This is a genomic window from Candidatus Pelagibacter sp. HIMB1505, assembly GCF_052047915.1.
Classification (GTDB): Bacteria; Pseudomonadota; Alphaproteobacteria; order Pelagibacterales; family Pelagibacteraceae; genus Pelagibacter; species Pelagibacter communis_A.
Genome location: NZ_JBNAIR010000001.1, coordinates 187360 through 211860, shown reverse-complemented (window position 1 = coordinate 211860; position 24501 = coordinate 187360). Strand labels below are relative to the sequence as shown.

The 24501-nt window shown below is 29.2% G+C and carries 23 protein-coding genes; 19 read left to right on the top strand and 4 right to left on the bottom strand.

Translation table 11 applies throughout. The features are described from left to right. Window positions 1-38 precede the first annotated feature (38 nt). Window positions 39-680 carry a nucleotide exchange factor GrpE gene (gene grpE / locus ACTTAU_RS01060; protein ID WP_438304698.1) on the bottom strand — a complete coding sequence of 214 codons (642 nt, stop codon included), beginning with the start codon at window positions 678-680 and terminating at the stop codon, window positions 39-41. Window positions 681-722: 42 nt separating this feature from the next. On the opposite strand from grpE, the gene rdgB reads away from it, so the two are divergent. Continuing rightward, the gene (rdgB, locus tag ACTTAU_RS01055; RefSeq protein ID WP_438304697.1) at window positions 723-1319 is read left to right on the top strand and encodes an RdgB/HAM1 family non-canonical purine NTP pyrophosphatase; all 597 of its coding nucleotides are present in this window, start codon (window positions 723-725) and stop codon (window positions 1317-1319) included. Here the strand turns inward: rdgB and ACTTAU_RS01050 are convergent. Continuing rightward, a complete protein-coding gene (locus tag ACTTAU_RS01050; RefSeq protein WP_438304695.1) occupies window positions 1303-2457 on the bottom strand; it encodes an ABC transporter substrate-binding protein in 1155 nt (384 codons plus the stop codon). The two genes, rdgB and ACTTAU_RS01050, sit on opposite strands and share 17 nt — an antisense overlap. 34 nt (window positions 2458-2491) lie before the next feature. On the opposite strand from ACTTAU_RS01050, the gene rsmI reads away from it, so the two are divergent. Both rsmI and ACTTAU_RS01040 read left to right on the top strand, forming a co-directional pair. Further along, on the top strand, window positions 2492-3352 hold the full coding sequence (gene rsmI / locus ACTTAU_RS01045; protein WP_438304694.1) for a 16S rRNA (cytidine(1402)-2'-O)-methyltransferase: 861 nt from the start codon (window positions 2492-2494) through the stop codon (window positions 3350-3352). Further along, entirely contained in the window at window positions 3342-3935 is a 594-nt protein-coding gene (locus ACTTAU_RS01040; protein WP_438304691.1) for a BON domain-containing protein, read from the top strand. Before rsmI ends, ACTTAU_RS01040 begins: the two co-directional genes overlap by 11 nt. On the opposite strand, the gene ACTTAU_RS01035 is transcribed toward ACTTAU_RS01040, so the two are convergent. Further along, window positions 3936-6221 (bottom strand): NADP-dependent malic enzyme, encoded by a 2286-nt coding sequence (locus ACTTAU_RS01035; RefSeq protein ID WP_438304690.1) that lies wholly within the window; start codon window positions 6219-6221, stop codon window positions 3936-3938. Between the two features lie 50 nt (window positions 6222-6271). Here ACTTAU_RS01035 and murJ point away from each other — a divergent pair, with 50 nt between their 5' ends. The 4 genes from murJ to ACTTAU_RS01015 are packed head-to-tail and all read left to right on the top strand — an operon-like array spanning window position 6272 to window position 10485. Next, window positions 6272-7801, top strand: a complete 1530-nt coding sequence (gene murJ / locus ACTTAU_RS01030) for a murein biosynthesis integral membrane protein MurJ (RefSeq protein ID WP_438304689.1) — start codon at window positions 6272-6274, stop codon at window positions 7799-7801. A gap of 2 nt (window positions 7802-7803) precedes the next feature. Continuing rightward, on the top strand, window positions 7804-8808 hold the full coding sequence (gene trpS, locus ACTTAU_RS01025) for a tryptophan--tRNA ligase (protein WP_438304687.1): 1005 nt from the start codon (window positions 7804-7806) through the stop codon (window positions 8806-8808). A gap of 49 nt (window positions 8809-8857) precedes the next feature. Continuing rightward, window positions 8858-9397: a NifU family protein gene (locus ACTTAU_RS01020; protein ID WP_085114889.1), complete on the top strand. Its 540-nt coding sequence runs from the start codon at window positions 8858-8860 to the stop codon at window positions 9395-9397. Window positions 9398-9399: 2 nt separating this feature from the next. After that, window positions 9400-10485, top strand: a complete 1086-nt coding sequence (locus tag ACTTAU_RS01015) for a glucosaminidase domain-containing protein (protein ID WP_438304686.1) — start codon at window positions 9400-9402, stop codon at window positions 10483-10485. Here the strand turns inward: ACTTAU_RS01015 and ACTTAU_RS01010 are convergent. Beyond that, on the bottom strand, window positions 10482-11543 hold the full coding sequence (locus ACTTAU_RS01010) for a polysaccharide deacetylase family protein (RefSeq protein ID WP_438304684.1): 1062 nt from the start codon (window positions 11541-11543) through the stop codon (window positions 10482-10484). The two genes, ACTTAU_RS01015 and ACTTAU_RS01010, sit on opposite strands and share 4 nt — an antisense overlap. Here ACTTAU_RS01010 and ACTTAU_RS01005 point away from each other — a divergent pair. The 12 genes from ACTTAU_RS01005 (at window position 11491) to pnp (ending at window position 24438) form a co-directional block, all read left to right on the top strand. Further along, on the top strand, window positions 11491-11877 hold the full coding sequence (locus ACTTAU_RS01005; RefSeq protein ID WP_438304682.1) for a peptidase M22: 387 nt from the start codon (window positions 11491-11493) through the stop codon (window positions 11875-11877). The genes ACTTAU_RS01010 and ACTTAU_RS01005 overlap by 53 nt on opposite strands. Window positions 11878-11885: 8 nt before the next feature. Beyond that, complete coding sequence (locus tag ACTTAU_RS01000; RefSeq protein ID WP_085114886.1) at window positions 11886-12302, top strand: Fur family transcriptional regulator; 417 nt, start codon at window positions 11886-11888, stop codon at window positions 12300-12302. Window positions 12303-12304: 2 nt separating this feature from the next. Further along, window positions 12305-13633 (top strand): tRNA (N6-isopentenyl adenosine(37)-C2)-methylthiotransferase MiaB, encoded by a 1329-nt coding sequence (gene miaB, locus ACTTAU_RS00995; RefSeq protein ID WP_438304680.1) that lies wholly within the window; start codon window positions 12305-12307, stop codon window positions 13631-13633. A gap of 3 nt (window positions 13634-13636) precedes the next feature. Then, the gene (locus ACTTAU_RS00990; RefSeq protein ID WP_438304677.1) at window positions 13637-14635 is read left to right on the top strand and encodes a PhoH family protein; all 999 of its coding nucleotides are present in this window, start codon (window positions 13637-13639) and stop codon (window positions 14633-14635) included. Further along, window positions 14628-15089 carry an rRNA maturation RNase YbeY gene (gene ybeY, locus ACTTAU_RS00985; protein ID WP_085114883.1) on the top strand — a complete coding sequence of 154 codons (462 nt, stop codon included), beginning with the start codon at window positions 14628-14630 and terminating at the stop codon, window positions 15087-15089. The genes ACTTAU_RS00990 and ybeY overlap by 8 nt, the downstream gene beginning before the upstream one ends. A 1-nt stretch (window position 15090) precedes the next feature. Next, the gene (gene lnt, locus ACTTAU_RS00980) at window positions 15091-16626 is read left to right on the top strand and encodes an apolipoprotein N-acyltransferase (RefSeq protein WP_438304675.1); all 1536 of its coding nucleotides are present in this window, start codon (window positions 15091-15093) and stop codon (window positions 16624-16626) included. Further along, a complete protein-coding gene (gene metK, locus ACTTAU_RS00975; RefSeq protein WP_438304674.1) occupies window positions 16626-17795 on the top strand; it encodes a methionine adenosyltransferase in 1170 nt (389 codons plus the stop codon). The genes lnt and metK overlap by 1 nt, the downstream gene beginning before the upstream one ends. Window positions 17796-17893: 98 nt before the next feature. Next, complete coding sequence (gene nusA, locus ACTTAU_RS00970; protein ID WP_440632901.1) at window positions 17894-19447, top strand: transcription termination factor NusA; 1554 nt, start codon at window positions 17894-17896, stop codon at window positions 19445-19447. A 10-nt stretch (window positions 19448-19457) separates the two neighbouring features. Next, window positions 19458-21677, top strand: coding sequence for a translation initiation factor IF-2 (gene infB / locus ACTTAU_RS00965; RefSeq protein ID WP_438304671.1), 2220 nt, complete (start codon window positions 19458-19460; stop codon window positions 21675-21677). Then, window positions 21677-22045, top strand: coding sequence for a 30S ribosome-binding factor RbfA (gene rbfA, locus ACTTAU_RS00960; RefSeq protein ID WP_438304670.1), 369 nt, complete (start codon window positions 21677-21679; stop codon window positions 22043-22045). Before infB ends, rbfA begins: the two co-directional genes overlap by 1 nt. 12 nt (window positions 22046-22057) lie before the next feature. Then, window positions 22058-22306 (top strand): 30S ribosomal protein S15, encoded by a 249-nt coding sequence (rpsO, locus tag ACTTAU_RS00955; protein ID WP_438304668.1) that lies wholly within the window; start codon window positions 22058-22060, stop codon window positions 22304-22306. 59 nt (window positions 22307-22365) lie between these two features. Further along, window positions 22366-24438 (top strand): polyribonucleotide nucleotidyltransferase, encoded by a 2073-nt coding sequence (gene pnp / locus ACTTAU_RS00950; protein WP_438304666.1) that lies wholly within the window; start codon window positions 22366-22368, stop codon window positions 24436-24438. The last annotated feature ends 63 nt before the right edge of the window (window positions 24439-24501 follow it).

Genomic DNA, 24501 nt, shown 5'->3' with positions numbered 1-24501 from the left:
ATAGGGGTTAAATCTATTTCTACAAGCTGATCTAAACACTAATTATCCTCTTTATTTTCCTTGTTTTCAGACGGATCTTCATTTTTAGTCTCAGTTTTTTTTGAAACACCAACTAAAGACGGTCTTAATAATCTGTCTTTAATCATAAAACCTTTTTGAATTTCTTGAACTATAGTTCCAGGTTCTTTTTGATCATCTTCGATTTCCATCATTGCTTGATGAAAATTTGGATCAAGTTTTTTGTTCAAACAGTCAATTGGTTTAATGTTATTTTTAGTAAAAATTGATAACAAATCTTTATTGATTATTTCCAGATGCTCTAATATTTTTTTTAAAGCATCAGTGTCTTTTAATTTTTCATCATTTTCTAAGACTTGTTTCGATCTTTCTAAGTTATCAATTAAATTTAAAGCTTCTTTTGCAAATGATGACCCTCCATATTCAAATGCATCTTCTTTTTCTTTTTCAAATCTTCTTCTTTGATTTTCCATTTCTGCAAAAGTTCTTGCTAACTTATCTTCTAATTCACTAATTTTTTCTTCTGGGGAAATTTCTTTCTCTTTATTTCTTTCTTCAGCTTTAGCTTGGTCATTAGTTTGGGTATCCACTTTATTTTTTTCTTCTGCATTGCTAGTTGCAGTTTGTTCATCTAAAGGTTTTTGCTGTTGTTCTTTATCCATGTGCGCATATATGGTAAGAAATTTGAAAATTGCTAGACTTTAATGAAAAAAATTTTTGAGCTGTTCATAGGCACTAATAACAAAGGAAAAATTAAGGAAATTAAGGCATTATTACCAAAGCGTATAAAGGTTTACTCTAATCTAAACTTCAAAATCAAAAGTCCAATAGAAAATGGAAAAACATTTGAAGATAACTCACTTATAAAATCAAAATACTTTTCTAAAAAAACAAATTTGCCATGTCTTGCTGATGACTCGGGTTTAGAAATAGATTTTTTAGGTAAAGCACCAGGTATTTATTCTGCAAGATGGGGTGGTAAAAACTCAGATTTTAAAAAAGCAATTAAAAGGGTTTATAGAGAGCTTAATAAAAAAGATAAAAATTGGAAAAGAAAAAAAATTAAGGCACGGTTCATTTGTTGTTTATCGATCTGTTTTTTAGAAAAAAAAATAGCTTGTGTGAAAGGAAAAGTGGAAGGATTTATTTCGCATGAGCCAAAAGGTGAAAATGGTTTTGGTTATGATCCTATTTTTATTCCCAATGGAAAAAAATTTACCTTTGGAGAAATTTCTTCAAAGATAAAATATAAAATGGATCATCGATTTAACGCTTTTAAAAAAATCAAAAGATTTCTTTAAGTATTCCTTCTTCAATTTTATAGAAATTTAATCTGTGATTAATCTTGTTATCCTCAATATCAAAAATTCCAATTTTTCCTTTAAAAGAATTTTTTTTCTTAAAAGCCTTATCTATTTCAGATAGATTATTTTTTAATGAAAGATAATAAATTAAACCAACTAAATCATAACTTAGTAAAGATATATGATTGGGATTTTCATTAAATTCAGCAGCAAATTTTTTTTCAAACTGTTCCATGTTTTTTTTATTTATAGATGGATAGTATATTGGTTGAGAAGCTGTTTCAGTTAACAAACTTTTATCAAACCATTGATTTAAAGTTATGAAATATTTTTCTTTTGGAGATACGTCTGTATAAAGTAATGACGTTATTACACTTTTTAAACTTTCATCAAAATCGCTAATTATGACTGCATCAAAATTTACATTTCCTATTGTATATCTTTTTTCAAGATTTTTTATTTTATCTTCCTTATTTGGATCATCTGAATTTTCTAGTCTAGTAATTTCATCAAATAAATTTTGTTTACGAGTTTCATAATTTGTAATTTCTTCAATTTGCTTTGTAAGTTCTGTTGGCTTAATATTATAAAAATATCGCTTAAGATTTTTAATTTTAGATTTTTTGACTCCATTTTCAATTTCTTGGTCGTAATCTAAATTAGGTATTAATAATATTGTTTTATTTATTCCATTTTCGTTAAGAAATTTATTAATGGTATTAAGTTGAGATATTGAGTTTATCCCAGTGCTAATTACATTTTTTGGCAGATCTAAAGTCTTATTTGTAAAAGATAAAAATATAGTGTCTTTTACTTCATCAAGATAAATTAAGTTTTCATAAAACACAGGTCCAATAATTAAACTTACATCCATTTGACTTAGTTCAATTGCAGATTTCAAAGTTTTATTTGGATCTGAATTTGTATCTTTTGGAAAGATTTCAATCTTATTGGAGCCAATATCATTTAGAGCTAATCGTGTTGCTTTAATAATCTCTTTTCCAATTTCAGCATTTTCACCAGTTAGTGGCACAAGTAGCCCTAACCTAATTTTATTACCTTCTGAAAAGCCAGGGCTGATAAATAAAAACAAATTATAGATAAATAAAAAAAGAATTATGAAAGTTTTGTTCATTTAATGTTATTGTTAATCTAATACTGTTTAAATTATGGTAAGTACTATATTGCATAAAAATGAGTTAAGAAAAGGCCTTTATATAGTGCCTACACCTATAGGAAATTTAGGTGATATTACTATTAGAGCAATAGAAATACTAAAAAAATCAGACTTTATACTTTGTGAAGACACCAGGGTATCAAAAAAATTATTAGAAAAATTTGAGATTAAGACAAGTTTAATTTCTAACCATAAATTTAATGAAACGAAAAATTTAACAAAAGTTTTAAATATTCTAAAAGATGGCAAACTTGTGTCTTTAATTTCAGATGCTGGAACTCCTGGTATTTCAGATCCAGGTGCAGTTTTAATTAATGAATGTGTTAAACAAAATATTAATGTAATTCCCCTCCCAGGTCCATCGGCAGTAACTACCGCAGTTTCAGCTAGCGGTTTTAATGAGAAATATTTATTTTATGGTTTTTTTCCCGAAAAGGAGAAACTGATAGTAGAAGAGCTAGAAAATTATTCAAATTTAAATTTTTGTATGGTTTTTTTTATTTCACCTAAGAAAATTAATAAAATTATACCTTATTTAAAAACTTATTTTAAAAACAGGAAAATATTAATTTGTAGAGAAATTTCAAAATATTATGAAGAGTATTTAAGATCAGATATTGCAAATTTAAAATTATTTGAAAATGAACCTAAAGGTGAATTAACAATCATTATTTCAGAAAAACAAATCAATAAAAATACTTCACAAAAGATCAGTGAATCAGATAAGAATAGCATAAATATTATGCTTAAAAAATTAAGCACAAAAGAAATTACAAATATTATTGCTAACTATAGTAATGCGCCAAAAAAAGAAATTTATGAGTATTGTATTAAATTAAAAAATGAGAAATAAAATTTTATTACTACTTTTTATTAGTTTAGTTTTTTCAGGTTGTGTTGGAGTTGCTTCAAAAGGAATTTTTGGTACAGGTGTTAGCGTGGCATTAGACCCGAGAACAGTAGGAACCCAAGTTGATGACTCTATCATGCAAAAGAATTTAGCAGGTAGAATTCTTTTAATGGATAAAAAACATATATTGTCAGTAAAAACAAAGGTCTTAGATGGTAGAATATTTTTAACAGGAAAAGTAGATAGCCCTGAAGAGAAGCTCAAACTTACAAAGTTGGCCTGGGAAACTAATGGTGTTAGGTCTGTTAGGAATGATATTAAAATAAAAGAAGAATTCAATTTTCAACAATCTGCTAAAGATATTTTAATTACATCTCAATTAAGATCAGCAATGATCTTTAATAAAGAAATTAAAGCAACAAATTATCAAATTGATACCTATAAGAAAAAAATCTATGTTTATGGTATTGCTTTAACTTCAGAGGAAAAAGATTTAGTCATTAAAGAGGCTAAAGAAATTTTAGATGTAGAAGATGTTATAGCCAGTATCATTCTCGTTGATGATTTGAGAATTCAAAAAGATTAATTACTTTTTGTAATCAATTTTATCTGCTGAATAAGCCGCAATTGATGCAAGATTGATTATTTCTGATGTTGAAGATCTAAGAGGTGCAATTTCAATAGGAAGACCAAGACCAATCAAAAGGGGTCCTATTACTTTTGCATCACTTAATGTTTTCATCATTTTATAAGAAATAGCAGCACTATGCTGCCCTGGCATAATTAGAATATTTGCATTACCAACTATATCAGAAAAAGGATATAAATTTTTATACTGATCATTTAAAGCCACATCAGGCTGCATGTCTCCATCGAATTTAAAATCTACGTTTTTTTCTTTTAGAATTTCAACAGCTTTTTTAATATGTTTAGTTCTACTTGTTAGAGGTTGACCAAATGTTGAATGAGATACAAATGCAACTTTTGGATCAATACCAAACAAGCGAACAACCCTAGCAGTTGAAATTGCTATTTCAGACATCTCTTCTGATGTTGGATATTCATGAACACTAGTATCTGCAACGAATATAGTCTTACCTTTGTGGACAACCATATTTAATCCAAACATTATTTCGTTATTTCTAGCACCAACTACTTGAGTAATTTTTTCAAAAGATGCTCCAAATCTTCTAGTGTTCCCAGTTACCGCACCATCAGCATCTCCACATGCAACCATGCAAGCAGCCCAAATTACACGATCATTTCTAACCAATCTATCACAATCCCATTCTAACAAACCTTTTTCTCTTTGAAGCTTTTTGAAAAGATGTTGAACATATCTCTCTCTTTTTTCAGTATCTTTTGAGTTTATAATTTCAATATCAAAATTTTCATTGTAACCAATTTTTTTTACCTGTTCTTTAATCTTGTCTTCTTTCCCTACTAGAATTGGAATTCCAAGTTTTGAATTCTTAAAAGCAATTGCTGCTTTAAGATTGTTTTCATCTTCTCCATCTGCAAACACAATCTTTTTTTGATTTTTTTTGATATGGTTATTAATACCTTGCATGATGGTTACCGTTGGATCTAGTCTTTGTTTAAGTTGATCTTTATAAATTTCAAAATCATCAATAGATTTTCTTGCAACACCACTGTCCATAGCAGCTTTTGCCACTGCTGCAGGAATGACACTGATTAATCTTGGATCAAATGTTGATGGAATAATATATTCTTTTCCATATTTTGGTCTTTGTCCTCCCATTGCTGCAACCACTTCATCAGGAACATCCTCCCTTGCAAGTTCTGCAATAGCTTTTGCAGCTGCAACTTTCATTTCTTCGTTAATTATCTTAGATCTAACATCTAATGCACCTCTAAATATGTATGGAAAACCTATGAGATTATTAACCTGATTGGGATAATCAGATCTTCCAGTTGCAATGATCGCATCATCTCTAACTTCTTGAATTTCTTCAGGTAGAATTTCTGGATCAGGGTTTGCACATGCAAAAATTATTGGATTTTTTGCCATTTTTTTTACAAACTCTTTTTTTAATGCCCCTTTTGCAGATAAACCTAAAAATACATCTGCACCATCTATAGCATCTTCTAGGGTTCGTAACTTTGTTTCAACTGCATGCCTCGATTTCCATTGATCCATCCCTTCAGTTCTGCCTTTATAAATCACACCTTTTCGATCAAGCATGATTACATTTTCATTTGGAACACCCGAATTTTTAAATAGTTCAGTACAAGCAATTGCAGAAGCTCCTGCTCCATTAACGACAACCTTTATATCCTTTATAGATTTACCATTAATGTGTAATGCGTTAATCAATGCTGCTGTAGTTATAATTGCAGTACCATGCTGATCATCATGGAAAACTGGTATGTCTAAAATTTCCTTTAATTTTTCTTCGATGACAAAACAATCTGGAGCAGCAATATCTTCTAAATTTATTCCTCCAAAACTAGGGGCAAAATTTTTAATTGAATTTATAATTTCATTTGCATCGCTACAATCTATTTCAAGATCTATGGAGTCGATATCAGCAAATCTTTTAAACAAAACTGCCTTTCCTTCCATAACAGGTTTAGAAGCAATGGCTCCTAAATTTCCCATTCCTAGAATTGCTGAACCATTACTAATTACTGCAACCAAATTTCCTTTTGCCGTATAGTCATAAGCAGTCTCAGGATTTTCACTGATTGCTTTTACAGGAGCCGCAACACCTGGAGAATAAGCAAGTGCGAGATCTCTTTTGGTCGTCATATTTTTTGACGCCACAATTTCTATCTTTCCAGGTTTTTTATTGGAGTGAAAATCTAATGCTTCTTTTTCAGTATAATGATCAGTTTTTGTTTTTTTCATTTTTGGTAATTAGATGTACAAATAGGGTAAAATTAAGACTAATATGATTTATGAACTTAATTAAGTCAACTGGCGCCTTCAGTTTTTTTACAATAATTAGCAGAATACTTGGTTATTTAAGAGATATCTTAATAGCAATTTTTCTTGGAACCAGTTTCTTAGCTGATGCTTTTTTTGTTGCCTTTAGAATACCTAATACTTTTAGAAGATTATTTGCAGAAGGAACCTTCAATGCAGCATTTGTTCCAAGCTATTCTTCAGAAATACTAAAAGGAAAAGCTAAATCAAATAAATTTGCAAGTGAAGTATTTAACTTACTCTTTTTAATTTTATTAATTCTAGTCTTATCGGTTCAAATATTTATGCCAGCATTTGTATCTTTAATTGCACCAGGTTTTTTAGAGGATAATGAAAAAATGCAATTAGCAATTAATCTTACAAGGATAACTTTTCCATTTTTATTGTTAATTTCATTGGCATCTTTTTTTTCTGGAATATTAAATTCATATAATAGATTTGCTGAAGCAGCTGCGGCACCAATAATATTAAACCTTACTTTAATAATAGTCCTATCATTTAGTAAATCACTAAATGATGATTTAGTTTATTATCTATCATACGCTGTAACCTTCGCAGGTTTGTTGCAGTTTGTATTTTTATATTTTTTTGTACGAAAATTCTTTAGTTTAACTTTCAATTTAAGTTTTAAAATTTCAAAAAATATAAAAATTTTTTTTAAAAAATTAGTTCCAAGTATTTTTTCTTCAGGTGTAACCCAAATAAATATTTTGGTTGGAACAATAATTGCTTCGTTTCAAGCTAGTGCAGTTTCATATCTTTATTATGCTGATAGGATATATCAAATTAATCTAGCAATAGCTGGAATTGCCATTGGAGTTGTAATACTTCCTCAACTTTCAAAACATATTATTAAAAAAAATAAAAAAAAAATTGATTTAATTCAAAACAAAGCATTGGAATTGAGTTTGTTTTTAAGTCTGCCCGCAACTATCGCCTTGTTGGTAGGTTCTAATGATATTATTTCAGCATTATTTGGTTATGGGCAGTTTAATGAGTCATCGGTCTCAAATTCTGCCAATGCATTATTTTATTTTGCTTTAGGGCTACCAGCTTTTGCATTTATAAAAGTTTTTTCAAATTTCTTTTTTGCCAACCAAGATACTAAAACACCATTTTATATTTCATTAGCATCCGTTTTATTAAATATTTTAATAAGTGTTTATTTTTTTAGATCAATTGGTTTTATAATAATCCCAATAGCTACAAGCATTTCCTCATGGTTTAATACAATTATTTTGTTTTTAATTTTAAAAAAAAGAAGTTTGTTTAATTTTAATAGTATTTTTATTAATCGTTTTTTTAAAATTATTTTATCTTCAATATTTATGGGTGCTTTATTTTATTATTTATTAATACTGTTTCAGTATGAATTAGCTTTTGATCAAACTTTTAAATCTTTTTATTTAATTTTATCAGTAGTGATAGCAACTTGTTTCTATATATTTGTATCTTACTTGATGAAAGCTTTCCAATTAGAAGATATTAAATTAAAGTATTGATAATGAATAAAAAAATATTTTCAGGAGTTCAACCAACAGGAAACCTACATTTAGGAAATTATTTAGGAGCAATTAAAAACTTTGTTGAACTTAATAAGGATGAAAATAATAACTGTGTATTTTGTGTGGTGGATCTACATGCGATTACAGTAAAGCAAGACCCAAAAGAACTTAGGGATAATATTAGAGAGACAGTAGCAACTTTTGTGGCATGCGGAATAAACCCTGAAAAAAGTATTATTTTTAACCAATCAGCCGTTCCAGCACATTCTGAAGCAGCTTGGATATTAAGTTGTGTTGCTCGAATGGGATGGTTGAATAGAATGACACAGTTCAAAGAAAAAGCAGGTAAAGATAAAGAGAAAGCAAGTATAGGTCTTTATTCTTATCCAGTACTAATGGCAGCTGATATTCTTTTATATGATGCTACTCATGTACCGGTAGGTGAAGACCAAAAGCAACATCTTGAGCTTTGTAGAGATATTGCTCAAAAATTTAACAATGATTACGGTGTTGAAGATTTTTTGAAAGTACCAGATCCATTAATACAAAAAGAATTTTCAAGAATAATGAGTTTAAAGGATGGGACAAAAAAAATGAGTAAATCAGAATTGTCTGATTTAAGTAGAATAAATTTAACAGACAGTGAAGATTTAATTGTTAATAAAATAAAGAAGGCAAAAACTGATCCATTACCATTGCCATCGGATTTAAAAGAATTAGAGACAAGGCCTGAAGCAAAAAATCTGTTAGGAATATATTCTAGTTTAAATAATATTACATTGGATCAAACAATTAATGAATTTAGTGGAAAAAATTTCTCAGAATTTAAGGAAAAACTTTCTCAAGTTTTAGTTGAAAAAATTAATCCTATAGCGAATGAAATCAAAAAACTTAACAATGATAGCGAGTATTTAGATCAAATTTTATTTGATGGTCAAAAAAAAGCCAATGAATACGCATCAAATAAATTAAAAAAGATACATGAAATTGTAGGTTTTTTGTAAAAATTCTTAAACAAGTTCCATTTTCAGAATTATTGACTATATAAGATCTATGTTCGTTCAAACTGAAACAACACCAAATCCTAATTCATTGAAGTTTTTGCCAGGCAAAACAGTTTCAAATAGTGGATCTTTTGAAATTACAAAAAAGGATGAAGTTAAAAATGAATTAATACGAAATTTAATGTCAGTAAATGGCGTTGAGGGAATTTTTTTAAGCAGAGATTTTATTTCAATCAATAAATATGACGAAACCTCATGGGATGAAATAAAACATATAGTAATTTCTTTAATAAATGATTTTTATTCAACAGGTAAAGAGTTTGTAGTGGATAAAAGTCCTTTTGAGATTGATGAAAATCTTGGGGAAATTGAAAAAAAAATTGTTAAGATTTTAGATCAAAAGATAAGGCCCGCTGTTGCTAAAGATGGTGGAGATATACGATTTAAAGAGTTTAAGGATGGAATAGTTAAAGTTCAATTACAAGGTAGTTGTTCGGGGTGTCCTAGTTCAACAATGACATTGAAACAAGGAGTTCAAAATCTTTTGTGTCATTATTTACCAGAAGTTAAAGAAGTTGTAGCTGTTTAATAATGAAAAAAATCCAAAAAAAAAGAAAAAATAAAATTTTAGAAACTATCGATAATAATAATTTAGGTTCTTTAGCAAGAACTCTATTGGGAAGTTTGGTAGTTATTTTTATATTTTATTCTTTACCATTAATGATCAATTTTGCTAACGACAATATTTTGAATACTAAAGAGTTTAGAAATAATTCCAAACAAGTTTTAGTATATACGCTTGACAAAAAAATAAATGGTACACAAGATGAAAATGAATCATTTGATGAAAGAGATCTTCTAGCAGATATCTATAACTTAAATGACAAGGAAACTGATGCTGTAAGATTAAATGCTTCAACAATAAAACAACTTTTCGAAGACACGGGTTATAAATTAGACGATGTTAGAGTTAACAAATTAGTAAAACCTGTAGCTTTAGATTCTTTTCCTCAGGAAATTAAGATGATTGAAAACACAAAAAAAAGAAAAGAATTATTTTTACAGATTGTTTTACCTTTAGTTCTTCAGGAAAATAATAATATTAAATTAGATAGAAAAAGACTTTTTAGTATAATTAATAAAAGTAATAACACAGAGCTTGAAAAAAAATGGCTTAATAAGAAATTCAAACAATATGGCATTCCATCAAAAGATCTTTCAATTCTCAAAATAAGAATGGATGAAGTTCCAGTATCATTAGCTCTTGCACAAGCGGCAAAAGAAACTGGTTGGGGGACCTCAAGGTTTGCCCAAGAAGGTAACGCTCTTTTTGGTCAGTGGACATGGTCTGGAGAAGGTTTAAAGCCAAAAGAAGCCGAGGAAGGCGAGGGTCACAAAGTAATGAAGTTTAATATTTTACAAGCTTCAGTTAGAGCATATCAAAGAAATTTGAATACCCATAAAACATATAAAGAATTTAGGCTAGCTAGAGCTCAATTAAGGGACGAGGGTAAAGAGTTAGATAGCATTATACTATCTCAGTATTTAGACAAGTATGCAGAAACTGGTAAAGAGTATGTTAGAATTTTAAGAAAGATTATTGAACAAAATAACCTTAAAGATTTTGATAAAGCAAAACTTTTGCCTTCAAGCTTAGAATTAGAGAGTTTAATTTAATCATCTTTAACAATAAATTGAGTTCCAAACCATCTCCATTTGCCATCATCATTTAATGAGCAATTAACTCGACCTCTTCTTGGAAGAAAAGCCTCTCTAAAATTAATATTTAAAATAGTGTCATTAAATTTAATGTTTGATTTTTCCCACTGATCTCCTTCGTTTGAATAACAATTTATATTTTTAACATTCTTTTGATCTTTAAAAAATTCAACAGAAAATGATGGCGGATTATTCGATTTATTTAGTTTTTTTTCTACTGGTAATAATTCTTTATACTCTAGTGGGTAGGTTTTTATAATTGATTTAAATCTTTTTAGTTCTCCATAATTTTCATTAATTGGAAATCTTGGTAGTTGAAATTTTTCTTTATTAACATCAATAACCCCTGAGTGTTGACCAAAAGCATATGCAAATTTTTTTGAAATATAATCTCTCATAAATTCTGAATATTCACCGAAGGGATAAGAAAACAAACTTGGAACATATCCAATTTTTTCATTGAAAATTTTATTTGCAGTTTCAATATCTTCTTTAAAAGCTTTATTACTTTTATCTATTAGATATTCGTGTGAGTGTGAGTGATGCCCAATAACAGCAAATTTTTCTTTTTCTACTTCTCTAATTTGTTCCCATGTCATATATCCACTATTTCCAACAGGCTCTGTTGAAACAAATAAAATAAAAGGAATTTTATTTTCCTTTAAAAATGGCCATGCAACTTCATAGAAAGATTGAAATGCATCATCAACAGTTATCAGAATTTTTTTTTGTTTTTTTGGTATATTAAAATTATTTTCAAAATCCTCAGGATGAATAAAACTATAATTTAGATCTTTAATTAATTGAATTTGTTTTAAAAAAACTTCCATCTGAATATTTGTTGAAGGATATTTATTTTCATCAAATCGATGATACATAATTGATAAAACACCCTCATCATTTGAATATTGTTTGATATTATTATCTTCTGCTTTAGAATTTGTGATTAATAAAAATAGAATTATGAATAATTTAATAATTGATGCAGCAAATAAAAAAATATGTTTATCACTCATTAAGGATAAAAATATTTATAGTATTAGTTATGAAAATAGTAAAACTAATTATGAAAAATTAACAATATTAATAAATGAATTTATTAATCAACATGATTTAAAAATTGATGAAATTTTAAAATTATATGTTAACCGAGGACCAGGAAGTTTTGCAGGTATAAGAAACTCTCTATCTGTAGTTAAAGCTATATTTGTTGCAAAAAAGATTGATTATTATTGTTTTAGTTTTAATGATTTTGGTGATTTTAATGATTGTAAATATGAAAATGTGCCAAGTTTGTGTGAAAAATTTAATGTTAAAAAAAATTTGATTAATCCAATTTATATAAGTTAAAATTAAATATGTCTGAAACCATAGAGTCTAAATGTTTATCTAAAGGAGTAAAATTAACAGATCAGAGAAGGATTATTGCAAAAGTAATGTCTGAGTCAACTGACCATCCAGATGTCGATGAGCTTTATAACCGTGTTTCAAAAATTGATTCAAAGATAAGCATTGCAACTGTTTATAGAACAGTAAAATTATTTGAGGAGTCTGGCATTCTAACCAAACATGAGTTCAAAGGTGGCAAAGCAAGATATGAAGAATTAAATGAGGGGCATCACGATCATTTAATAGATGTCAAATCAGGAGAGATAATTGAATTTGTTGATGAAGAGATAGAAAAACTTCAAAAAAAAGTTGCAGAAAAATATGGATATACTTTAGTGGATCATAAGCTTGAATTATATGGAGTGAAAAAAAAGTCTAAGAAATAATAATGACACAGAAAATTTTTATAAAAACTTTTGGTTGTCAGATGAATGAGTATGACTCTAATCGAATATATGACACTGTAAAAAAAATTGATTTTGTTAAAACTGAAAAATATGAAGAAGCTGATTGCTATTTGCTAAACACTTGCCACATAAGAGATAAAGCAAAAGAAAAAGTGTATCATGAAATTGGAAGGGTTAAAAAAATATTTAGATCAAAAACTAAGCCATTAGTAATTGTTGCGGGTTGTGTTGCTCAAGCAGAACATGAAGAAATGTTAAAAAGAGAACCTTATATTGATTTAGTTCTTGGACCTCAGGCTTATCATAAAATCAACGACACAATTCTTAATCACCAATCAAAAAAAAGTAAGCATGAAGAAACTGAATTTGATGCAATAACAAAGTTTGAGTATTTGAGTAAAATTAAAAATCAAGAATCAAAAATCTCTTCATTTTTAACTATTCAAGAAGGCTGTGATAAGTTTTGTCATTTCTGCGTGGTGCCTTATACTAGAGGACCTGAATACTCGAGACCTTTTAGTCAGATTGTGGATGAAGCTAAACAACTAGCCGATAATGGCTCAAAAGAAATTATATTATTGGGACAGAATGTTAATGCATATAATTTTGAAAATTATCGATTATCAAATTTAATTTTAGAACTTGAAAAACTTTCAGGTATTGAGCGTATTCGTTACACAACTTCTCATCCAAAAGACATGACAACAGATTTAATTGATACTTATAAAAACTCAAAAAAATTGATGCCACTGGTTCATTTACCAGTTCAAAGTGGTTCAGATAAAATTTTAGGTTTAATGAATAGAAAACATACATTAAAAAGTTATTTAGAGATTTTTTATAAGTTGAAAAAAATTAAACCAAATATTGAATTTTCAAGTGATTTTATAATTGCTTATCCAGGTGAGGAAGAAAGTGATTTTGAAGATACCATCAAACTTATTGATGAAATTAAATTTATTAATTCTTTTTCATTTATTTTTAGTCCAAGACCAGGGACAGTTGCTGCAGATCTACCTTTAATAGACAAAAAAAAATCTATGGAACGATTGGAAATTGTTCAGCAAAAACTATTTAGTAATCAAATAAATATGAATAAAAAATTAGAAGGTAAACAAATAAATGTACTTGTTGAAAATAGAACGGATGACAAATCTAAACTTTTTGCCAGATCTGAATACATGACTTCTGTGCTATTTAGTGGTAGTGATGACTTAATTGGAAAAACTGTGAAAGTTAAAATTAAAAAAAGCAATCAAAATACTTTATTTGGTGAAGTAGTTGATCAATCAAGTCAGAAAGTAGCCTAAAATTTGAATATCACCACAAAGAAAAATTTTGATAAAAATTTAAAGTTTGTTTATTCCGATAACAATACCCTAAGTGTTATTTTTCATGATAATGATCTGTTGATGGGCGTTGTTGGTGAATTTAATAAAAACCTTAAAGAATTAGAAAAAATCACTCAGTCAAATTTATATTCAAGAGGAAACTCTATTTTAATCAAATCAACTTCTGAAAAAAATGAGATTGTTAAAAATGCAATACAATTTTTAGCAAATCAATTTATCAATAATGGAAGCATAGAAAATAAAGATATATTATCATCAATTGATAAATTTATGATTAATGAAAAAGTTAAAAATCAAAATGTTACAGATATCATTAAAACTCCAAAAAAATCAATAATACCAAGATCAGAAAAACAAAAAGGATATGTTAGGGCATTAAGACAGAGTGATATAGTAATTTCTGCTGGACCAGCAGGAACAGGAAAAACTTTTCTTGCTGTAGCGGTAGGCTTAACAATGTTGCTTGAAAAAAAAATTGAAAGAATAATTTTATCAAGGCCTGCAGTTGAAGCTGGTGAGAGATTGGGTTTTTTACCTGGTGATATGAAAGAGAAAGTTGACCCTTACTTAAGACCTTTATACGACTCTTTATACGATTTATTTGATTTTGAAAAAATTCAGAGAATGATTGAAATTGGAGACATTGAAATTGCACCATTGGCATTTATGCGAGGTAGAACTTTAAAAAATTCATTTGCTATTTTAGATGAAGCTCAAAATGCAACAGACACTCAAATAAAAATGTTTTTAACGAGAATTGGAGAAAATTCTAAGATAGTTGTAAATGGGGATCCTACTCAAATAGATTTACCAAATAAAAATATGTCTGGTCTTGATAGATCTAAAAAACTACTTGCTCATTTAAATGAGATTTCAGTAATAGATTTTGATCATTCAGATGTAGTAAGGCATCCATTAGTCTCAAAGATTGTTAAGGCTTATAGCAATCATAATGATTAAGATTGAGGTCGTATCAGAAGAAAAAAAGTGGTCAAAAAAGATTAAGAAAATAGATTTTTTTTTTCAAAGTATTTGTAAATTTTTCCCAAAAAAATATCGCTTTTTAAATAAAAAATTTTCTTTAACATTATTATTATCTAATAATAAAAATATAAAAATTTTAAATAGAAAATTTAGAAATAAAAATAAACCAACAGATATATTGTCTTTTCCATTTGATAATAAAATAAAGAATATAAAAAAATTATATTTGGGTGATATTGTGATTAGTTATGATTTTATGGACAAACCTAAAAGTCAAAATTTAAGTTTATTCAAAGAAAAAGTTGTCAAAACATTTATTCATGGATTTTTACATTTATTAGGTTTTGACCACATTAAACTTAAGGATTATAGAAAAATGCTTAAAGAAGAGCAAAATATTTATCAGTCAGTAATTAAAAAAATTAATTAATTTGGAAAATAAAAAATATTTAGAATTTATTCTTTTAATAGCACTTGGTGCATTCACATCTCTAAGCTTACCACCCTACAATTATTTACTTATCAACTTTTTAACTATTAGTTTATTTTTCATCTACATCTTTCAAAAAAAAAAATTGAATGTAAAAAAACATACTTTTTTGTATGGATGGCTTTTTGGATTTGGTTATTTTTTAACAAATTTATATTGGATCTCAATATCATTAACTTTTGATGAGAATTTTAGTTTTTTAATTCCCTTTGCTTTGATTTTAATTCCATTATTTCTTGGAATCTTTTATGGCCTTGCAACTTATATTTTTTTTAAAATAGATCTAAAAAACTCAATAAGTAGCTTATTTTTATTCTCACTTTTGTTTGGCTTAATTGAATTTATCAGGGGAAATATATTTACAGGTTTTCCTTGGAATTTAATTGTATTTAGCTTTTCAGAAAACCTAGAGATATTGCAAGTATTATCTTTTATAGGAACATATGGTCTCAATATGCTTTGCATTTCTTTTTTTGCAAGTCCTGCAATATTTATTTTAAGACAAAATAAAAAAGAAATTTTAGTTTGTATAATTTTTTTATTATCACCTATTTTCTTTTTTAAACTTGGATCTAATAACATTAGTTCTTTTGAATTATCTAAAAGTGTTAAAAACGAATATGTGATTAGAACAATTGGAACAAAAATAAATCTTGATAGATTTTATGGTAACTCAGACACAGAAGAAGTAATTAATGAGTTGATTCAAATTAGCCAGCCTGACAAAAATACTAAGACAGTTTTTTTATGGCCTGAGGGGATTATACCTAATGTAAATCAAAAACAATTAAAAGAATTTGAATTTTTATTTAGTGAAAAATTCAATGAAAATCATCTATTGGCGATTGGAATTAATAGTTATGAACAAACTGACACAAAGAATTATTATTATAATACACTTTCTTTTTATGATCATAAGTTAAACCTTGTTAATGATTATAAAAAAGTGAAATTAGTTCCATTTGGTGAGTTTTTACCTTTTGAAAAAATCTTAAAAAAACTGGGTCTTAAATCTTTAACTAACAACTACCAATCTTTTAGTAGCGGTGATCATAGAGAAATACTATTAGTCGATGAAAATAATTTTGATTTAAAAATTTTACCATTGATTTGTTATGAGATAATTTATTCAGGTAATATTTTTACAAATTCTGATTTTGATTATATTGTAAATATTTCTGAGGATGGTTGGTTTGGTAACTCTATTGGGCCTTATCAACATTTTGCACACAGTATATTTAGGGCAATTGAAAGTGGAAAATACTTATTAAGATCAGCAAATAATGGAATTTCAGCAATAATAAATCCTGTTGGTAAAATTGAAAAAAAAATTGAATTTGATCAAATTGGATACATAGATTTTAAAGATAAAAAAATCTTTAAAGAAACAGTTTTTTCAAAATATGGGAATAAAATGTTTTTAATTATAATTTTGTTATATATTTTTTTAATATTTTCATTTAATAGAATTCGTTAATGAGTAATTTAAAAAACTATTTATTTACAAGTGAGTCTGTTTCTGAAGGTCATCCCGATAAAGTTTCAGATAGAATTTCAGATATGGTTGTTGATAGCTATTTATCAAATGATCCTTTTTCAAGAGTTGCTTGTGAAACCTTAACAACTACCAATAAGGTAGTTTTAGCAGGTGAAGTTAGAGGTCCTGAAATTAAAAAAGATGAGTTAATTCAAAAAGTTAGAGATTGCATCAAAGATATTGGTTATGATCAAGATGGTTTTACATGGAGAGAGGCAACTAAAATAGAAAGTCACTTACACTCACAATCAGCAGATATTGCAATGGGTGTAGACTCATCAGGTAATAAAGATGAGGGCGCAGGTGATCAAGGAATTATGTTTGGATATGCTTGCAACGAGACTGACGAATTAATGCCTGCTCCAATTTATTATTCACATAAAATTTTGAGATTAATGGCAGCTGATAGAAAATCTGGAAAATTAGAAAATATCGAACCAGATTCTAAAAGCCAAGTTACATTTGAATATGAAAATGGAAAACCAATTAAAGTCAAATCAGTCGTTATATCTTCTCAACATTCAGCTGATGTTGACCAAGCAAAAGTAAGAGAGTTATTAAGGCCTTATTTACTAAATTCTATACCTAAAAATTTTTTAGAAGGATTTAATGAAGAGGAGTTTTATGTAAACCCAACAGGTAATTTTGTTATAGGTGGCCCAGATGGAGATTGTGGTTTAACAGGAAGAAAAATTATTGTTGATACTTATGGTGGTGCAGCACCACATGGTGGTGGAGCATTTTCAGGAAAAGATCCAACTAAAGTTGATAGATCTGCTGCGTATGCATCAAGATATATAGCTAAAAATGTAGTTGCCTCGAAAATTGCAGATAAATGTTTGATACAACTAGCTTATGCAATTGGTGTTTCAAAACCCCTTTCCATTTATGTAGATTTGTTTGATGGTGATTTAGAAAAAAACAAATTTGTAGAAGAAAAAATTAAAGAAAATTTTGATTTGAGTCCTAGAGGAATAAGAGAAATGCTAAATCTCAATAAACCAATTTATGAAAAAACAGCAGCTTACGGTCATTTTGGAAGATCCCCTGAAAATGATGGTGCATTTTCTTGGGAAAAAACCGATAAAATAAACGTTTTTTCAAAATAGTTTTTATTGAATTAAAAAAAAACTTTTATATATTGCCTTTACATTATTGAATTTACAAAATGGGCTTTAGCCCATTTTTTTTTGGAGCAAACAAAAAAATGTTAAATAAAAGAGCAGATAAACTAGAATTACTAAGAATTGCTGAAGCTGTAGCATTAGAAAAATCAATTGATAAAGAGTTGATAATTAGTTCTATGGAAACTGGAATTGCTAAAGCAGCAAAATCAAAATTTGGTCAAGACAATGAAATCAAAGTTTTAATTAATAGAGAAAATGGTGATATCGAACTTTTTAGGAAACTAATAATTTCAGAAAATCCTGAAAACGCTAATACAGAAATCAAACTTGAGGATGCTATATCTTTGAATGAAATTAATAAGGAAAAAAAAGTTGGAGACGAGGTTTTACAACCATTGCCATCTTTTGATTTTGGAAGAATAGCTGCACAAACTGCAAAACAAGTAATCAGTACAAATGTGAGAGAGGCTGAGAGAGAAAGACAATTTAATGATTTTATAGATAAAAAAGACTCAATTTTGAGTGGAATTGTAAAGAGGTTAGAATTTGGCAATGTGATTGTTGATCTTGGAAGAACGGAAGCAATTATACAAAAAAATGAAATGATACCTAGAGAAAACATCAAAGCAGGAGATAGAGTTAAAGCATATTGTTATGATGTTAGAAGAGAACCAAGAGGCCAACAAATCTTTTTGTCTAGAGCTCATCCTAAATTTATGGAAAAATTATTTGTTCAGGAGGTTCCAGAAATTTATGATGGTTTAATTGAAATTAAATCTTCATCAAGAGATCCAGGTAGTAGAGCAAAAATTTGCGTTAAAGCAGTGGACACATCATTAGATCCAGTCGGAGCTTGTGTAGGTATGAGAGGATCAAGAGTTCAAGCTGTAGTCAATGAACTTCAAGGAGAAAAAATTGACATTGTTAACTGGTCTGAAGACCCTGCAATATTAGTTTCTAATGCATTATCACCAGCTGAAGTACAGAGAGTTAATGTTGATGCAGAAAGAAAAAAACTAGACGTAATACTTACTGAGGAAAATTTAAGTAAAGCAATTGGTAGAAGAGGTCAAAATGTTAGGTTGGCAACTAAGTTATTAAATTATGAGATAAACATAATGACTGATGCTGAAGACTCCGAAAGAAGACAACTTGAATTCAAAGAAAAGACAGATAATTTTGTTAAAAACTTAGAATTAGATGAAACATTAGGCCAATTATTAGTTGCCGAGGGTTTTTCAACAATAGACGATATTAAAGATAGCAGTGCAGAAGATTTAATAAAGATAGAGGGTATTGAAGAGGATACAGCAAAAGCATTAATTGAAAGAGCCAAAGAGTTTCATGAAAAAGATCAAGAAGATATTTCTCAAAGAATAAAAGATTTAGGTCTTGAAGAAGCATTAATTAATTTGAAAGGTTTGACACCTGGAATGTTGGTTACGTTGGGTGAGCAAAAAATTTTAACTCTAGAAGATTTTGCAGATCTTGCATCTGACGAATTAACAGGTGGATATGATGTAGTAAAAGGTGAGAGAGTAAAAATTCAAGGTTATTTAGAAGATTTTGCACTATCAAAAGAAGAAGCAGATGAATTGATCATGTCTGCAAGAAATATTGTTTATAAAGATTGAGTGATGAGTTATGGAAAACAAAAAAACAAAATTAACAATTTCAGGCACAGCCAAAAAATCGATCAAAAATATTGAGGTTGCTAAAACTCAAGGAAAAAATTCAGTTGTAATCGAAAAACCAAAAAATAGTTTCGTAAAAAGAGGTAGTTCATTTAGATCAGCAGGCTCTAGCACTGGTACAAAACCAGCTTCATCTTTTTCTCGTGGAGCACCCTTTAAGCCATCTTTAGGGTTAAAAACACCACCAATTACAAATGATTTTGAAAGAAGAAAGCTTGCAGAACAAAGAGCTACAAAAAGATTAAAGGGTGATAGTGATAATAAAAAACTCAAGCTAGGTACAAAAAAAAGAGAAACTAAACTTACTGTTTCAAGAGCACTTAGTGATGAGATTGAGGCAAGAGAGAGAAGTTTGGCATCTGTTAAAAGAGCCAGAGAAAAAGAGCAAAAAAATTTAAACAAAGATGATAACAAAGAAAATCCTAAACCTATTAAAAGAGATGTAAATATTCCAGAGGCTATAACCGTTAGGGAGCTCGCTAATAGAATGGCTGAGCAATCTAGCAATGTAATTAAATATCTTTTTGGAATGGGTGTTACAGTTACAATAAATCAAACATTAGCTGCTGATACAGCAGAGTTTTTAGTTAAAGAGTTTGGGCACAACCCAATCCGTGAAGAAAAAGCTGAAGAAATAATTCAAAAAATAAAAGCAACCAGAGTTGAAAATTTAAAAAATAGGCCACCAATTGTAACTGTAATGGGCCATGTTGATCACGGAAAAACCTCTGTGCTTGATGTGCTTAGAAGCGCAAATGTAGTCTCAGGCGAATTTGGAGGTATTACTCAACATATTGGAGCTTATCAAATAGAAAGTCAGTCTAACAAATTAACTTTTATTGATACCCCTGGTCACGCTGCTTTCACAGAGATGAGAGCTAGGGGATCTAAATTAACTGATGTTGTAGTATTAGTAGTTGCAGCAGATGATGGTGTAAAACCTCAAACTGTTGAGTCTATTAAACATGCTAAAGCAGCAAATGTTCCTATAGTAGTAGCAATAAACAAATGTGATCTCCCTGAAGCTGATCCTCAAAAAATCAAAAATCAATTATTAGAATATGAATTAATTGCAGAAGATTTATCGGGTGACACATTAATGGTTGAAATTTCTGCTAAAACTAAATTGAATTTAGATAAATTAGTTGAAGCAATAATATTACAAGCTGAAATTTTAGATTTAAAAACTGACTTTGAGTCAAAGGCAACAGGTGTTGTTTTAGAGTCTAAAATTGACGTTGGTAGAGGACCTGTTGCAACAATAATTGTTACAACAGGAACGCTTAAAAAAGGTGATTTTTTTGTTAGTGGATTGAAGTGGGGAAAAGTTAGAGCAATCATTAATGATAAAGGAAAAAATATAAATGAAGCTTCTCCATCAACACCAGTAGAAATTTTAGGTATAAATGGTGCTGCAAAAGCAGGTGATGATTTTATTGTTCTGGATAATGAAAAAGAAGCAAAAACTTTAAGTGAAAATAGAGCAGAAGAAGCAAAAGATGGAAAAAACCCATTATCATTTGCCACTCAAGACTCAGCTTTTTCAGATAAATCTGCAGAAGAATTAAATTTGATTATTAAGTCAGATGTTCATGGGTCTTCAGAAGCTATTAAAAATGCAATCAGTCAAATTAAACACGATGAAGTAAAACCAAAAATTATTTTATCTGATATTGGTATGGTTACAGAAACAGATGTGACTTTAGCTAAAGCTTCAAACGCAGTACTAATAGCATTTAATGTTAAACCAAGTAAGGAAGCAAAAAAATTAGCTGAAAATGAAAATATCAAAATTTCTTCTTATAATATTATTTATGAAGTTTTAGATTTTATAAAACAAAAAATGTCAGGTCTATTAACACCAGACGTTCAAGAGACAGTAGCCGGTACTGCGCAAATTTTAGAAATTTTCAAAGTTTCAGGAGCTGGTAAAGTTGCTGGTTGCAAAATTACAGAAGGTGAAATCACAGGCACATCAGATGTGAGATTAATTAGAGATGGAGCTATTATTTATACCGGAAAAGTCGGCACTTTATTTAGAGAAAAAAATCAAGTGAAACAGGTAAGCAATGGCCAGGAGTGTGGAATTACGATAAAAGATTATATGGATTTTCAAAAAGGAGACACAATAGAGGCATTTAATGTTACTTCAACAGAGAGAACAATATAATGGCTGATAGAATTGGAAAACCAATTTCCCAAAGACAATTGAGGGTTGGTGAGATGATAAAACAATCTTTGAGTATGATATTTATAAAAAATGAGGCGAAAGTACCAAATTTAGAAACTAACACTATTACAGTTACAGAAGTTCAAATGAGCCAAGATTTAAAAATAGCAAAAGCATATGTGATGCCATTAGGTGGAAAAAATGCAGACGAGGTAGTTAAACTACTTAAAGAATATTCTTTTTTAATCAGAAAAATATTGTCTAAAAAAGTATTTATGAAATTTTTACCAAAACTACTCTTTAGAAAAGACGAATCTTTTGAGTATGCGGAAAAAATAGAAAACTTAATAAAACAAACAAACAAATAAGGAAAAGAAAGCATGAACAGTAAGGCAAAAGAATTAGCAATTCATGATAAAGATACAGGATCTTCAGAGATCCAGATCGCATTGCTAACTGAGAAGATAGAAACTCTCTCAAAACACATAAAACAATTTAAAAAAGATAAGCATTCTTCAGTAGGATTGTTGAGAGCGGTAAATAGAAGAAAGAAATTGTTAGAGTACCTAAAGAAAAACAAAATGGACTCTTACAAAAATGTACTGTCGAAATTGAATTTAAGAAAATAATAAGATCAAGATAGATAGAACGGAATGGAACGAAACGAACGAAACGAAATGGAAATGAAATGTTTAAAGTATATAAGAAGGAAATAGAAGTAGCAGGAAAGAAAATAAGTTTAGAAACAGGTAAAGTAGCAAGACAAGCAGACGGAGCAATCATCGCTTCATGCGGTGAAACAGTTATTTTAGCAACAGTAGTAGGAGCAAAAAAAGTTAATCCAGACATGGATTATTTTCCACTATCTGTAAATTACCAAGAAAAATATTATGCAGGTGGAAAAATACCTGGCGGATATTTTAAAAGAGAGGCAAGACCAACTGAAAGCGAAACATTAATTTCAAGATTAATTGATAGACCAATCAGACCTTTGTTTCCAGATGCATTCAAAAATGAAGTTCAATTATTACCAACTGTAATTTCATACGACAAAGAAAACCAACCAGATATATTAGCAATTACTGCTTCTTCAGCAGCACTAGCTATCTCAGGAATGCCTTTTATGGGCCCTGTAGGAGCTTCTAGAGTAGGTTTTATTGATGGAAAGTATATTCTTAACCCTTCTAAGACAGAGCTTGAAAAATCAAGTTTAGATCTTGTTGTTGCAGGTACAAAAGATGCTGTACTAATGGTCGAGTCTGAAGCAAATGGTTTAACCGAAGAAGAAATGCTTAATGCAGTTAAATTTGGTCATGAGGGTTTTGTTCCAGTGATCGAAATGATCGAAGAACTTGCAAAAGAATGTAGAAAACCTGAATGGATTGTTGAGAAAAAAGATTTGTCAGAAGTAAAGAAAATTTTAGAGGACACTTTTACTGAAGACCTCAAAAAAGCTTTTGCAACTAGAGACAAACAAGACAGATCTAATCAAATTTCAGAAATTACTGATAAAGCCAAAAAGCTTTTTGAAGAAAATGAGAATTATTCTGATCTTGATGTTAACTCAGAGCTTAAAAATCTAGAGAAGAAAATCGTTAGAACTGATATTCTTAAAAACAAAAATAGAATTGATGGTAGAGGACTATCTGATGTTAGACCCATCTCTTGTGAAGTGGGAATATTGCCAAGAGCACATGGATCAGCCTTGTTTACTAGAGGAGAAACACAAGCAATTGTTGTGACTACTTTAGGTACTTCTGATGATGAACAAAGAATTGAAAGTTTAGATGGTCTTCAAAGAGAGCGATTTATGCTTCATTACAACTTTCCACCTTTTTCAGTCGGTGAAACTGGAAGAATTGGAACTGGAAGACGTGAAATAGGTCACGGTAAGTTAGCTTGGAGAGCAATTAACTCATCGTTGCCTTCTAAAGAAGCATTTCCATATACATTTAGAATAGTATCAGAGATCACAGAATCTAACGGATCTTCTTCAATGGCTACTGTTTGTGGATCATCATTAGCACTAATGGATGCTGGGGTTCCAATTAAAGAGCCAGTTGCAGGTATTGCTATGGGACTTATTAAAGAGGGTGACGATTTTAGTGTCTTATCAGATATTTTAGGTGATGAAGATCATTTAGGGGATATGGACTTTAAAGTTGCTGGTACCAAAGATGGAATTACTTCACTTCAAATGGATATCAAAATTACAGGTATTACATTTGAAATTATGGAGCAAGCTTTAAGTCAGGCAAAAGATGGAAGAATTCATATTTTAGGTGAAATGAATAAAGCTTTATCAGCATCAAGATCTGATGTTGGAAAACACACTCCAAAAATGGAACAAGTAAATGTAGATAAAAAAGACATTGCTGCTGTAATTGGAAAAGGTGGTGCAACAATTAGAGAAATTGTTGAGAAGTCAGGAGCAAAAGTTGATGTAAACGATGAAGGTATCGTTACAGTTGCTGCTCCAGATGAGGAGTCTAGAAACATTGCACTTCAAATGATCAAAGACATCACTGCAAAAGCTGAATTGAATAAAATCTATTCAGGTAAAGTTATGAAAATTATGGAGTTCGGTGCGTTTGTAAATTTCCTTGGGAAGCAAGATGGACTTGTTCATATTTCAGAACTTGCAGACAAAAGAGTTGCTAAAGTAACTGACGTTGTCAAAGAAGGTGACGAAGTAAAAGTTAAAGTGATTGGTTTTGATAGAGGTAAAGTTAAACTTTCTATGAAACAAGCTGCTGAATAATATTTTAAATTAAAATTTTAAACCTCTGGAATGAAATTTCTGGGGGTTTTTCATGGGGCACCT